Source organism: Leclercia sp. LSNIH3, from assembly GCF_002935105.1.
Classification (GTDB): Bacteria; Pseudomonadota; Gammaproteobacteria; order Enterobacterales; family Enterobacteriaceae; genus Enterobacter; species Enterobacter adecarboxylatus.
In genome coordinates this window covers 2,320,655-2,334,408 of the sequence record NZ_CP026387.1, presented here as the reverse complement: position 1 = coordinate 2,334,408, position 13,754 = coordinate 2,320,655, and the positions used below count along the sequence as shown (strand labels likewise).

The 13,754-nt window shown below is 58.6% G+C and carries 7 protein-coding genes, 1 tRNA gene and 1 pseudogene; 3 read left to right on the top strand and 6 right to left on the bottom strand.

Annotation, left to right across the window (positions count from 1 at the left end; all coding sequences use genetic code 11):
- Positions 1-25: 25 nt before the first annotated feature.
- A tRNA-Sec gene (locus tag C3F35_RS11280) sits at positions 26-120 on the bottom strand.
- Positions 121-400: 280 nt separating this feature from the next.
- On the opposite strand from C3F35_RS11280, the pseudogene C3F35_RS11275 reads away from it, so the two are divergent.
- Positions 401-1,795: pseudogene (locus C3F35_RS11275) on the top strand (glycoside-pentoside-hexuronide family transporter).
- Positions 1,796-1,807: 12 nt separating this feature from the next.
- Positions 1,808-4,126 (top strand): alpha-xylosidase, encoded by a 2,319-nt coding sequence (gene yicI, locus C3F35_RS11270; protein WP_103793374.1) that lies wholly within the window; start codon positions 1,808-1,810, stop codon positions 4,124-4,126.
- Between the two features lie 91 nt (positions 4,127-4,217).
- On the opposite strand, the gene C3F35_RS11265 is transcribed toward yicI, so the two are convergent.
- Both C3F35_RS11265 and C3F35_RS11260 read right to left on the bottom strand, forming a co-directional pair.
- Positions 4,218-5,930 (bottom strand): AsmA family protein, encoded by a 1,713-nt coding sequence (locus C3F35_RS11265; RefSeq protein WP_103793373.1) that lies wholly within the window; start codon positions 5,928-5,930, stop codon positions 4,218-4,220.
- Between the two features lie 118 nt (positions 5,931-6,048).
- On the bottom strand, positions 6,049-7,440 hold the full coding sequence (locus tag C3F35_RS11260; RefSeq protein ID WP_103793372.1) for a nucleobase:cation symporter-2 family protein: 1,392 nt from the start codon (positions 7,438-7,440) through the stop codon (positions 6,049-6,051).
- Positions 7,441-7,664: 224 nt separating this feature from the next.
- On the opposite strand from C3F35_RS11260, the gene gltS reads away from it, so the two are divergent.
- Positions 7,665-8,867 (top strand): sodium/glutamate symporter, encoded by a 1,203-nt coding sequence (gene gltS, locus C3F35_RS11255; RefSeq protein WP_032615679.1) that lies wholly within the window; start codon positions 7,665-7,667, stop codon positions 8,865-8,867.
- Here the strand turns inward: gltS and recG are convergent, their stop codons facing one another.
- The 3 genes from recG to spoT are packed head-to-tail and all read right to left on the bottom strand — an operon-like array spanning position 8,868 to position 13,754.
- Positions 8,868-10,946 carry an ATP-dependent DNA helicase RecG gene (gene recG / locus C3F35_RS11250; RefSeq protein ID WP_103793371.1) on the bottom strand — a complete coding sequence of 693 codons (2,079 nt, stop codon included), beginning with the start codon at positions 10,944-10,946 and terminating at the stop codon, positions 8,868-8,870. It abuts the gene before it with no gap.
- A 2-nt stretch (positions 10,947-10,948) separates the two neighbouring features.
- A complete protein-coding gene (gene trmH / locus C3F35_RS11245) occupies positions 10,949-11,638 on the bottom strand; it encodes a tRNA (guanosine(18)-2'-O)-methyltransferase TrmH (protein WP_103793370.1) in 690 nt (229 codons plus the stop codon).
- Between the two features lie 4 nt (positions 11,639-11,642).
- Complete coding sequence (spoT, locus tag C3F35_RS11240; protein WP_032615686.1) at positions 11,643-13,754, bottom strand: bifunctional GTP diphosphokinase/guanosine-3',5'-bis pyrophosphate 3'-pyrophosphohydrolase; 2,112 nt, start codon at positions 13,752-13,754, stop codon at positions 11,643-11,645.

Genomic DNA, 13,754 nt, shown 5'->3' with positions numbered 1-13,754 from the left:
ACTCTTCCGCCATTTCGAACTGAACTGGCGGAAGATCACAGGAGTCGAACCTGCCCAGGAACGCTGGCGTCCCCAACTGGATTTGAAGTCCAGCCACCTCACCGGAGATGACGATCTTCCGCGCCTCGATTGCTACATGGAGGCGGGGCGCATTATAGCTACTTTCAAACATTTACCCCATCTTTTCGCACACTTATTTCACCCCTTTTTTGACCTGTGTTACCTCTTCAACTTAAATCTTAAGAAAATCCTCATGTTACGATCTCCTTCGCACTTTTACCGCGATCACAAAAAACAAGAATCGTAAAAACGTAACCAGAAAACGCAATACCTGACGAGTAGGGGATGGTTTACAAAACATGTAATCGGTCTCAGCGCCCCTACGCGTGAAGGAATAACAATGAAAAGCGAAGTTTTGTCTGTCAAAGAGAAAATTGGTTACGGCATGGGTGACGCCGCAAGTCACATCATCTTCGATAACGTTATGTTGTACATGATGTTTTTCTATACCGATATCTTCGGCATCCCCGCCGGGTTTGTCGGCACCATGTTCCTGCTGGCCCGTGCGCTGGATGCCATCTCCGACCCCTGCATGGGGCTGATTGCCGACCGTACCCGCAGCCGCTGGGGTAAGTTCCGTCCGTGGATCCTGTTCGGGGCCATCCCGTTTGGCCTGGTCTGCGTGCTGGCCTACACCACGCCAGACCTCAGCCTGAACGGCAAAATGATCTACGCTGCCGTCACCTACACCCTGCTGACCCTGCTCTATACCGTGGTTAATATCCCGTACTGCGCGTTGGGCGGGGTGATCACTAACGACCCGACTCAGCGCATCTCCCTGCAATCCTGACGCTTTGTTCTGGCGACGGCGGGCGGCATGCTCTCCACGGTGCTGATGATGCCGCTGGTGAATTTGATTGGCGGCGAGGATAAAGCGCTCGGCTTCCAGGGCGGCATCGCCGTGCTGTCGGTGGTGGCGTTCATGATGCTGGCGTTCTGCTTCTTCACCACCAAAGAGCGCATCCAGGTGCCGCCTGCCACCACCTCCATGCGCGAAGATCTGCGCGACATCTGGCAGAACGACCAGTGGCGCATCGTCGGCCTGCTCACCATCCTCAATATTCTGGCGGTCTGCGTGCGCGGCGGCGCGATGATGTATTACGTCACCTGGATCATGGGGTCGCCGGCGCTGTTCGTCGCCTTCCTCACCACCTACTGCGTCGGCAACCTGATTGGCTCCGCGCTGGCAAAACCGCTCACCGACTGGAAGTGCAAAGTCAGCGTCTTCTGGTGGACTAACGCCCTGCTGGCGGTGGCGAGCGTGGCGATGTTCTTCGTGCCGATGCAGGCCAACATCACCATGTTTGCCTTTATCTTCGTGATTGGCGTGCTGCACCAGCTGGTGACCCCGATCCAGTGGGTAATGATGTCCGACACCGTCGATTACGGCGAGTGGACCAACGGCAAACGCCTCACCGGCATCAGCTTTGCGGGCACGCTGTTCGTGCTCAAGCTGGGCCTGGCGCTGGGTGGCGCATTGATTGGCTGGATGCTGGCAGGCGGCGGCTACGATGCCGCAGCTAAAACCCAGAACAGCGCCACCATCAGCATCATTATTGCCCTGTTTACCCTGGTTCCGGCAGCGTGCTACCTGCTGAGCGCGGTGATCGCCAAACGCTTCTACAGCCTGAAAACGCCATTCCTGATGAAAATCATGGACGACCTGGCACAGGGTGCGCGTCGTAATCAGCAGGAATTTAACACCCTGCCGGTCAGCAAAGAATTACAGAACTAAGAGGACGAACGTATGAAAATCAGTGATGGAAACTGGCTCATTCAACCGGGTCTGAACGTGACCTATCCGGTTCAGGTATTCGATGTGGAGCAGCAGGGCAACGACCTGGTGGTGTATGTCGCCCCGCGAGACGTGCGCGAGCGCACCTGGCAGCTCGACACTCTGATGTTCACGGTGCGCCTGTTTTCGCCGCAGGAGGGGATTGTCGGGGTGCGCATCGAGCACTTCCAGGGCGCGCTGGATAACGGCCCGTACTATCCGCTCAACGTCCTGAAGGACGTTAACGTGCAGATTGAAAACAACGCCGGGTTTGCCGAGCTGAAAAGCGGCAACGTCAGCGTGCGCGTCACCAAAGGCGAGTTCTGGGCGCTCGATTTCCTCAGGAACGGGCAGCGCATCACCGGCAGTCAGCTGAAAAACAACGGCTACGTGCAGGATGGCAACAGCGATCGCAACTACATGTTCGAGCGGCTGGATCTGGGCGTGGGCGAAACCGTCTACGGCCTGGGCGAGCGTTTTACCGCCCTGGTGCGCAACGGCCAGACGGTCGAAACCTGGAACCGCGACGGCGGCACCAGCACTGAACAGTCGTACAAAAATATCCCGTTCTACCTCACCAACCGTGGCTATGGCGTGCTGGTGAACCACCCGGAAAACGTCTCGTTCGAAATCGGCTCCGAGAAGGTGTCCAAGGTGCAGTTCAGCGTCGAGGGCGAGTATCTGGAGTATTTCGTCATCGACGGCCCGACGCCAAAAGAGGTGCTCAACCGCTATACGCAGTTCACCGGACGTCCGGCGCTGCCGCCAGCGTGGTCGTTTGGCCTGTGGCTCACCACCTCGTTTACCACTAACTATGACGAAGCGACGGTAAACAGCTTTATCGACGGCATGGCCGAGCGCGACCTGCCGCTGCACGTCTTCCACTTCGACTGCTTCTGGATGAAGGCCTTCCAGTGGTGCGACTTCGAGTGGGACCCGGTGACCTTCCCGGACCCGGAAGGGATGATCCGCCGTCTGAAGGAGAAAGGGCTGAAGGTCTGCGTATGGATCAACCCGTACATCGGCCAGAAATCGCCAGTCTTCAGGGAACTGAAAGAGAAGGGCTATCTGTTGAAACGCCCGGACGGCTCGCTATGGCAGTGGGATAAATGGCAGCCGGGGCTGGCGATCTACGACTTTACCAACCCGGAAGCCTGCCAGTGGTATGCCGACAAGCTGAAAGGCCTGGTGGATATCGGCGTTGACTGCTTCAAGACCGACTTTGGCGAGCGCATCCCGACCGACGTGCAGTGGTTCGACGGCTCCGATCCGCAAAAAATGCACAACCACTACGCCTATATCTATAACGAGCTGGTGTGGAACGTGCTGAAAGAGTCGGTAGGCGAAGAGGAGGCGGTGCTGTTTGCCCGTTCGGCCTCGGTGGGTGCGCAACAGTTCCCGGTGCACTGGGGCGGCGACTGCTACGCCAACTACGAGTCGATGGCCGAAAGCCTGCGCGGCGGGCTATCGATTGGCCTGTCCGGGTTCGGATTCTGGAGCCACGATATCGGCGGGTTCGAAAACACCGCTCCGGCGCACGTTTACAAACGCTGGTGCGCGTTTGGGCTGCTCTCCAGCCATAGCCGCCTGCATGGCAGCAAATCCTACCGCGTGCCATGGGCTTACGATGATGAATCCTGCGACGTGGTGCGTCACTTTACCCAGCTGAAATGCCGGATGATGCCGTACCTCTATCGCCAGGCGGCACTGGCGCGTGAGTCTGGCACGCCGATGCTGCGGGCGATGATGCTCGAGTTCCCGGACGATCCGGCCTGCGACTATCTCGACCGCCAGTACATGCTGGGGGATTCGGTGCTGGTGGCACCGGTGTTCAGCGAGGCGGGGGATGTGCAGTTCTACCTGCCGGAAGGGCGCTGGACGCACCTGTGGCACAACGACGAAATCCAGGGCAGCCGCTGGCATAAACAGCAGCACGACTTCCGAAGCCTGCCGGTCTACGTGCGCAACAACACCCTGCTGGCGCTGGGCAATAACGACCAGAAGCCGGACTATGCCTGGAATGAGGGAACGGCCTTCCAGCTGTTTAACCTGGACGATGGCGCCACGGCGGTGAGCGAAGTCTCCGCGGCGAACGGTGCTGTCGCCTTCACCCTGACCGCAACGCGCAGCGGCGACACCCTGACCCTGAAAGGAAACGGCGAGGCGCGGGACTGGTCGGTCTGTTTGCGCAATGTGCAACGTGTTGGCGGTGTGAAAGGTGCGTCACATGCTGGCAGCGAGTGGGGCGTGGTAGTGAAAGCAGAGGGGGACGAGGTGGTGATTCACCTCTGAGACCCTTCACCCTAACCCTCTCCCATAGGGGAGAGGGAAGAGTGAGAGCCCATCTTTAAGCAGGTGATAACGGGGTTGCTCCCTCTCCCTTTCAGGGAGAGGGCTGGGGTGAGGGTTGTTGCTCAACCGTATTCACCGCCCCACCCGTCATCGTCTGCGTGACCTGCTGTTTATTCATATTCACCGCATTCAGCCTGCCGTTGACTGTCGGCTTCAACGGCGTGTCTTTTTGCACATTACCGCTGGCGTTGAGCTGAATATTGCCGTCGCCCGTGACCGGCAGCGCGGGCCAACCCCACTGCTGGAGCACGTTCAACGGCACGCCGCGACCGGTCAGGTTGATGGTCGTCTGGCGTACCGGCGTCTGCGAGACGCTGGCCTTCGCTTCCAGAATGCCTTTCTCGGTAAAGGCGCTCAGTTCATTGATGGCAATCGTCGAGGCGTTAGCCGTCAGGGAGAGCGACGGACGGCGCACGTCCACCCGGTTAAAGGTGGCAGCCGCCCCGTTCAGGGTGGCGGTGCCCGCCCATACGCCCCACTGCCGATCTTTCGCCAGTTGCAGGTTGGTGCCGTAACCGTCGAGGGCGGTGATCTGCCACGGGAAGGCGGGATCAACGTCGATCACCAGGTTACGGCTCAGGCCGAATTTGCGCAGCGTGACGTTGTGCAGCCATTCCGGCAGTGTCTCCATCCATTGTGTTTTCCAGTTTTGCGGCAGGGTGTACTCCAGCCCGGCGACGGCGACATCGTCCAGCACCAGCGCTTTTCCGCTGCGCAACCAGTTGCCGGAGGTGCGCACCATCCCGCCTTCCCAGCGCGAGGTGAACTGGCGCAGGGCAATCCCCTGCGGGGCAAATTCCGCATTCAGGATCGGGTCGAACAGGTGCAGCGAACCGTAGATAAACTCACTGGCATTCATCGACAGGCGACCGTCCTCGCTCTGCCAGTCGCCCTGGCTCAGGGTCAGGTTGCGCAGGCTCAAATCGAGATCCGTTACCGCCCAGTCCGGCCCTTGCAGGCGGGCGTCCGTCACGTCGAGGCGGCCAATCTGTAACGACGGCAGCGTGGTGATGGGAGCAAAAAAGTCGGACAGCGATTTATCGCTCTGCAGACGGATATCGTTCAGGCGCATATTGTCCACCTTCCAGCCGCCGTTGGCGTCGCGGCGTGCGGTGCCGGTGAGGGAACCTCGTGCCATATCCGCACCGATGGTGGTCAGCACCACCTCTTTGTCGGTCAACTCCCCCTCGATCAGCACGTTGCTGGCCGGTACGCCGTTCAGCGTCAGCGACCCGGCGCTGATCTGGATATTTGCTTTTTTACCCAGCACGTTACCTGCTTCAGGGTCCCAAGGGCGTACGCCGCCGGTCACCTTCTGGGCGCTGAGATCCCACGCGGTATTGGGGCTGTTAAAGGCCATGTTATTCAGCAGCAGGCGATCGGCCTGGAAGGGAAGCGGCGCCGTCTGGGGCGAAAGGTTCAGCGTGCCGTCAAACAGGGTGATGGTATCCATGTGCAGCGGATCGGTGAGCTGGCGGCTGCTCACGCCGATATCCACCATTTTTGCCACCAGGGTCGCCGGTTGGCCATCGCGCCCGAAGGTGACGTTTTTCAGCACCAAGTGGGTGGGGGACGAGAAGCGGTGATCCATCAGGTCAAAATTGAGTTCGTAGTCGGTGTTTACCGTGATCCAGCTACTGACCTGCGCCGCTCCCCAGCGGGTTTGAACAAGGATATAGAGCGCGAGGATCGCGATAAGCAGAACGGCCAGAATACCGACGAGAAGCTTTCCAATAAATTTCATGGTCTTCCATCACGTAAAACACACATAAAGGAGTTATGCACGATTTATGCGCATTGCTCAAGGCGCGAATGGTGGAATTCCGGGTTACGGCAGCAGTTGCCTGCTGCCGTTAAAAGGATTAGTTCTTTTCTGGCGGGAAGATCAGGTTCAGGACGATAGCGGTGATCCCACCGGCGGCGATGCCGGAAGAGAGCAGGTTTTTCACCCAGTCAGGGGCAAACTGCAGGATCAGCGGCTGCTGAGACACACCCAGACCCACCGCCAGCGACAGCGCGATAATCATGATGGCGCGGCGGTTCAGCGGTTCACGGGAAACAATACGCACGCCCGATGCCGCAATAGTGCCGAACATCACCAGCGTTGCACCGCCCAGCACCGGCTCAGGAATGTGCTGCACAAAGCCACTCACCGCCGGGAACAGACCGAGCACAATCAGCATCAGCGCCACGACAAAGCCCACGTAGCGGCTGGCAACGCCGGTCAGCTGGATCACGCCGTTGTTCTGGCCGAAGCAGGAGTTCGGGAAGGTATTGAACACGCCGGAAACAAAGGAGTTCAGGCCGTTGGCCAGCACGCCGCCCTTCAGGCGTTTCATGTACAGCGGGCCAGAAACCGGCTGCTCAGAGACGTCGGAAGTGGCCGTGATATCGCCGATCGTTTCCAGGGAGGTGATCATAAACACCAGCATCAGCGGCAGGAGCAGGTTCCAGTCGATGCCGAGACCGTAGTAGAGCGGCGTCGGAACCACGATCAGCGGGTTGTCGGTCGGGGTGCTGTTTTGCGGCAACATGTCCATCGCCCAGGCTGCCAGGTAGCCTGCCGCCATGGCGATCACCAGTGAAGCGACGCGCAGGTACGGGTTACGCTGACGGTTGAGCAGAATAATGATTGCCAGCACCACACCCGCCAGCAGCAGGTTTTTTGGGGCACCGAAGGTGTGGTCGGCCATCGCAGCGTAACCGCCGCCGATGGAGGTGAGACCGACCTGAATCAGCGACAGGCCGATAATCATCACCACCACGCCGGAGACCAGCGGAGTAATAATGCGGCGCGCCAGGTGCAGTACGCGGGAGATCACCATCTCGGTGCAGCTTGCCAGCATCAGGGTGCCGAACAGGGCTGCCATCATCGTAGGGACATCCGCGCCGCCGGTTTTCAGCGCCGTGCCGCCCATGATCAGCGGAGCCACAAAGTTAAAGCTGGTGCCCTGAATCGACAGCAGACCGGAACCCACCGGACCCCAGGCTTTAATCTGAATAATGGATGCCACGCCCGAAGCAAACAGCGACATGCTGATGATGTGCTGGGTGTCCTGCGCCGGTAAGCCGAGCGCCTGGCAGATCAGCAGGGCAGGGGTGATCACCGCCACAAACATTGCCAGCAGATGCTGACAGGCGGCGAACAAGGTCTGCGCCAGCGGCGGGCGATCTTCAAGACGGTAAATCAGTTCACTGTTATGCGGCTGCGCAATCGGTTGCGCATCTTGCTGTTCTACGGCGTTAACGGACATCTGCTGCGATCCCCTGGAAGAAAAGCGGGCATTTTAGCCGAGTGGATGAGAAAAGCAAACGATTGCTCACAAATATCGTTGATAAAAGCCTCAACTTAATGCGGCTTTTCTGTCACGCCATGGCAAAGTTCATTACACTCCTGCTCCCGATTGTGCTTAAGTCGCGCAATCGGTTCAGGAAAACGCGCGTGTTGATGGAGTACGTGCCATATAAGGAGCCTACTATGATTCATCTTGATACGTTGTCGACCCTCGTTGCGGCAACGCTGGTTTTACTGCTTGGCCGTAAGCTGGTTCACAGTGTCCCCCTTCTCAGAAAATACACCATCCCGGAACCCGTCGCGGGCGGGCTGTTAGCCGCCGTTGCGCTGCTGGTGCTGAAAAAAAGCATGGGCTGGGAAATCGACTTTGATATGTCGCTAAAAGACCCGCTGATGCTGGCTTTCTTCGCCACCATCGGCCTGAACGCCAACCTCGCCAGCCTGCGGGCTGGTGGCAAAATGCTGGGCGTATTTTTAATTGTGGTGGTCGGGCTGCTGGTGATGCAGAACGCCATCGGTATCGGCATGGCCTCCCTGCTGGGGCTGGATCCGCTGATGGGCCTGCTGGCCGGCTCCATTACCCTGTCCGGCGGACACGGCACCGGGGCGGCATGGAGCAAACTGTTTATCGAGCGCTATGGGTTCCAGAATGCGACCGAAGTGGCGATGGCCTGCGCCACCTTCGGCCTGGTGCTGGGTGGTCTCATCGGCGGGCCGGTGGCGCGCTATCTGGTGAAGCACTCCACTACCCCGAACGGTCGACCGGAAGATGAAGCGGTGCCAACGGCGTTTGAAAAGCCGGACGTTGGCCGCATGATCACCTCCCTGGTGCTGATCGAAACCATTGCGCTGATCGCCATCTGCCTGACGGTGGGTAAAGTGATTGCGCAACTGCTGGCGGGTTCCGCGCTGGAGCTACCGACCTTTGTCTGCGTGCTGTTTGTGGGGGTGATCCTCAGCAACAGCCTGGCGCTGATGGGCTTTTATCGCGTCTTTGAGCGGGCGGTATCGGTGCTGGGCAACGTCTGCCTGTCACTGTTCCTGGCGATGGCGCTGATGAGCCTCAGGCTGTGGGAGCTGGCCTCGCTGGCGCTGCCGATGCTGGCTATTCTGGCGGTTCAAGCCCTGTTTATGGCCCTGTATGCGATGTTCGTTACCTGGCGGTTGATGGGCAAAAACTACGACGCGGCGGTGCTGGCGGCGGGGCATTGCGGTTTTGGTCTGGGGGCAACGCCAACGGCCATTGCCAACATGCAGGCTATTACCGAGCGCTTCGGTCCTTCACATATGGCGTTTCTGGTGGTGCCGATGGTGGGGGCGTTCTTTATTGATATCGTCAACGCGATCGTGATTAAGATGTACCTGATGTTGCCGATGTTTGGCTGATCAGGCGTTGGAGTAACGTTCGGTCTCTGGCATCCAGCGCTCGATTAACGCTGCCGCCTGGTCGGGGTAGCGTTCATGGATATGGCGCGCCAGACGCTGAACTTCGGGGATCATGCCCTGATCGCGCAACAAGTCGGCCACTTTAAACTCGGCGTTACCGGTCTGGCGGGTACCGAGCAGTTCGCCGGGGCCACGGATCTCCAGATCCTGTTGCGCAATCACAAAGCCGTCGTTGCTGTCACGCAGTACCTGCAGGCGCTTCTGGGCGGTTTTCGACAGCGGGGCTTTGTACAGCAGTACGCAGTGTGAGGCCACTGCGCCACGTCCGACGCGGCCACGCAGCTGGTGAAGCTGCGCCAGACCCAGACGTTCCGGGTTTTCGATGATCATCAGGCTGGCGTTAGGTACATCCACCCCCACTTCAATCACCGTAGTGGCGATCAGCAGATGCAGATCGCCTTGTTTGAAGGCCTGCATCACCGCCTGCTTTTCGGCAGGCTTCATGCGGCCATGCACCAGCCCGACGTTCAGTTCGGGCAGAGCCAGCTTTAACTCTTCCCAGGTGGCTTCTGCCGCCTGCGCTTCCAGCAGATCCGACTCTTCAATCAGGGTGCAGACCCAGTAAGCCTGACGGCCTTCCTGGCAGGCGTTACGCAGCCGATCGATGATGTCGCTGCGGCGCGTATCGGGGATAGCGACGGTAGTCACCGGCGTACGCCCCGGCGGCAGTTCGTCGATGGTAGAGGTGTCGAGATCGGCATAGGCGGTCATCGCCAGGGTGCGCGGGATCGGCGTCGCGGTCATGATCAGCTGGTGCGGATGGTATCCCTGCTGGAGTCCTTTCTCCCACAGCGCCAGACGCTGATGCACACCAAAACGGTGCTGCTCATCAATGATCACCAGCGCCAGGCCGTGAAACTGCACCTGCTCCTGGAAGATGGCGTGTGTGCCGACAATCATCTGCACCTGACCACTGGCAATGGCGTCCTGCTGCGCCTGTCGCGCCTTGCCTTTTTGCTTCCCGGCCAGCCAGCCCACTTCAACCCCCAGCGGGGCAAACCAGCTGCGGAAGTTATTCGCATGCTGCTCGGCCAGCAGTTCGGTCGGGGCCATTAACGCCACCTGTCTGCCGTGCGCAATGGCGCGCAGGGCGGCCAGGGCAGCCACCAGCGTTTTACCGGAGCCGACATCGCCCTGCACCAGACGCATCATCGGCACATCCAGCGCTAAATCGTGCTCGATCTCCGCGGTTACGCGGGCCTGTGCCCCGGTGGGTTTAAAGGGCAGCGAAGCCAGAAGTTTATCTTTTAATTCGTTACGGGCCGGGAGTGGCAGGGCGTGAAAACGCTGGGCACCGGCGCGTAACGCCAGCATGCTCAGGTTATGCGCCAGCAGCTCTTCCAGAATCAGACGACGCTGGGCCGGGTGCTGCCCGCTCTCTAAATCGCTGAGTTGCAGCGTCGGCGGCGGGCGATGCAGGGTGCGCAACGCTTCCGGCAGGCTCATCATGCCCTGCGCCAGCTCGGGTGGCAGCAGTTCGGCAATGGCGCAGGTGTCGAGTAGCTCCAGCGCCTGATCGGTCAGCTTGCGAAGCGTTGCCTGCTTGATGCCTTCGGTGGTCGGGTAGACCGGGGTCAGGGTCTCCTGCATCTCCGGGGTGCTGAGATCGCCCTGTACGCGGTACTCCGGGTGGATCATCTCCGCGCCGTATTTCCCACGTTTGGCTTCGCCATAGGCCAGCACCCGACGCCCGGCGGCCAGGCTATTTTTCATCGCCGCGCTGAAGTTAAAGAAGCGCATCGTCAGGATGCCGGAGCCGTCGCTAATCTGGCAGGTCATCATCCGGCGGCCGCCAAAGGTGATGTTGCTGTTCAGCACTTCGCCTTCAACGGTGGCGTAAATGCCGGGCAGCAGCTCGCCAATCTGATAGAGCTGAGTGCGGTCTTCGTAACGCAGGGGGAGGTGCAGGAGGAGATCCTGCACGGTATGCAGGCCAATTTTTGCCAGTTTGCTGCTCTGGGCCGCGCCAACGCCCGTCAGGGAATTGAGCGGCACAGCATCAAGCAGACGGCCTTGCATGATTACTTCGTCGCTTGCATGGTGGCCCACCACGTTGCATCGGCTTCAATCTCGCCCTGCATATTCACGTGGGGGTAGGGTAATTTTTTCTGCTTCGCCACGTTGGCCAGCACCGGATAACCACCTTCAAACAACAGGCGCTGCTGCTCTTCTTCCGGCAGCATGCTGTTCTCGCGTTTGTACATCCCGGCATTTTGTCGCTGGCGCTGGGCTTCATACAGAATGAGCGCGGAAGCCACGGAGACGTTCAGCGACTGCACCATGCCAATCATCGGAATGATGATGTCCTGATCCGCCAGATCTAGCGCTTCCTGGGTGATCCCCGTTTTCTCCTGACCCATCAGAATGCAGGTCGGGCGGGTGTAATCAATTTCGCGGAAATCGACGGCTTTGTCAGAGAGGTGGGTCGCCAGAATCTGCATGCCGCGCCCTTTCAGATGTGAAATGGCTTCGGCAATATTGTCGTGAGCTTTGACCTGCACCCAGCTGTTGCTACCTGCAGCAGCCGAGGCCATGGGACGCATCCGCGTACCTTTCCAGACGGCGTGCACTTCATGCACACCGACGGCGTCTGCGGTACGGACGATAGCAGCAACGTTATGAGGTTTATGGACCTGCTCCATGCAGACCGTCAGATCGGGCTGACGCCTGGCAAGCATTTCGCAGATCCGGGCATAACGTGTTGAGTTCATAAACCTAGTTTCGGTTACGGGTGACTTTAATTACGTCGGCCATCACGCGGATTTTGCGCATGATATTCGCCAGATGCACACGGTCACGCGCGGTCAAACGAATAAAGGCGCTGTACACACGGCCATCTTTCTCTTCCGTATTCAGGCTATGAATGTTGGAAGAGGCGGTATTGATTGCCGCCGTCAGGTTGGCCAGTGCACCCTGGTGGTTGAACATATCCACCTTAATTTCGGTGATAAACTCCTGCTCGGTCTCTTTATCCCACTCTACCGCCATAAACTTCTCAGGCTCTTTCTGGTAGCCACGGATGTTACGACAGGATTCGTGATGGATAACCAGGCCTTTACCAGGGCTGACGTGGGCAATAATCGGGTCACCCGGGATCGGTCGGCAGCACTTGGCAAAGGTGATCAACACGCCGTCGGCGCCTTTGATCGGCAGATGGCCGTGGCTGGTTGATGACGGCTGCGGCACAGAAGTTTCGCCCTGCTGCAGGTTCTTCGCCACCACCACGCTCATGGCGTTACCCAGACCGATTTCCGCCAGCAGATCGTCAAGCGTGGCGAGCTTCATACGCTCGATTTCACGCTGCACGTTCTCTTTCGGGATCTCTGCCAGCTTGCGGCTGCCACCCAACGCATGGTTGAGCAGACGACGGCCCAGGCTTACAGAGTCGTCGCGTTTGAGGTTCTTCAGCAGCTGGCGGATCTTCGCACGGGCTTTCGAGCTTACGACAAAGTTGAGCCATGCCGCGTTCGGACGGGCACCCGGTGCGGTAATGATTTCTACCGTCTGGCCGCTGGTCAACGGCTGTGACAGTGGGTACGGCTGGCGGTCGACGCGCGCACCTACGCAGGCATGACCGATATCGGTGTGCACGGCATAAGCGAAGTCAACCGGAGTTGCGCCAGCAGGCAGTTCGACAATGCGCCCTTCTGGCGTGAAAACGTAAATCTCATCCGGGAAGAGATCGGATTTAACGCTCTCGATAAATTCAAACGAGCTACCGGCGCTCTGTTGCAGCTCCAGCAGGCTCTGCATCCAGCGCTGAGCGCGGATTTGTGCGGTGGTGCTGGTTTCGCCCTGTTCTTTGTAAGCCCAGTGCGCGGCAACACCCATCTCTGCCATTTGATCCATGTCTTCGGTACGGATCTGCACCTCAACCGGCACGCCGTGCGGGCCAATCATTGATGTGTGCAGAGACTGATATCCGTTGGCCTTTGGAATGGCGATATAGTCTTTCATGCGACCTGGACGCGGCTTGTACAGGCTGTGCATCTGGCCGAGTACGCGATAGCAGGTATCGGCGTCGTGGACGATCACGCGGAACGCGTAGATATCCATGATCGAGTGAAAACGCTGCTCTTTAAGCACCATTTTCTGATAGATAGAGTACAAATGCTTTTCGCGACCGCTGACGCGGCAGGGAATACCTGCTTCCTGCAAACGCCCTTCGATTTCAGAGAGGATTTTCTGAATCATCTCTTTACGGTTACCACGTGCGGCTTTCACCACCTCTTTAATCACGCGGAAGCGGTTCGGGTATAAAGCTTCAAAACCCAGCTCTTCCAGCTCGGTTTTAATGTGATGAATACCTAAACGGTGCGCCAGCGGGCTATAGATTTCGAGGGTTTCACGGGCAATGCGACGACGTTTGTCCGGGCGTAATGAACCCAGAGTGCGCATATTGTGGGTACGGTCAGCGAGTTTGATCAGAATGACGCGGATATCCTGCACCATCGCCATGATCATTTTGCGGAAGTTTTCGGCTTGCGCCTCTTTCTTGTCGCGGAAATTCAGCTTATCAAGCTTAGAGACCCCTTCCACCAGCTCGGCAACGCTTTTGCCAAACAGCTGTTCCATGTCCTGGTAGGTGGCAGGGGTATCTTCGATCACGTCATGCAGCAGGGCGGCCATAAGCGTTTCGTAGTCGAGTTTCATCTCGGCCAGAATACAGGCCACCGCTACCGGGTGCGTGATATAAGGTTCACCGCTTGAACGTGTCTGGCCCTCGTGAGCGTCACGTGCAACGAGATACGCCTGCTGGAGACGCTTAATCTGGTCTACCGGCAGGTAGGTTTGAATCAGTTGATTCAGGCTTTCAAACAGATACAA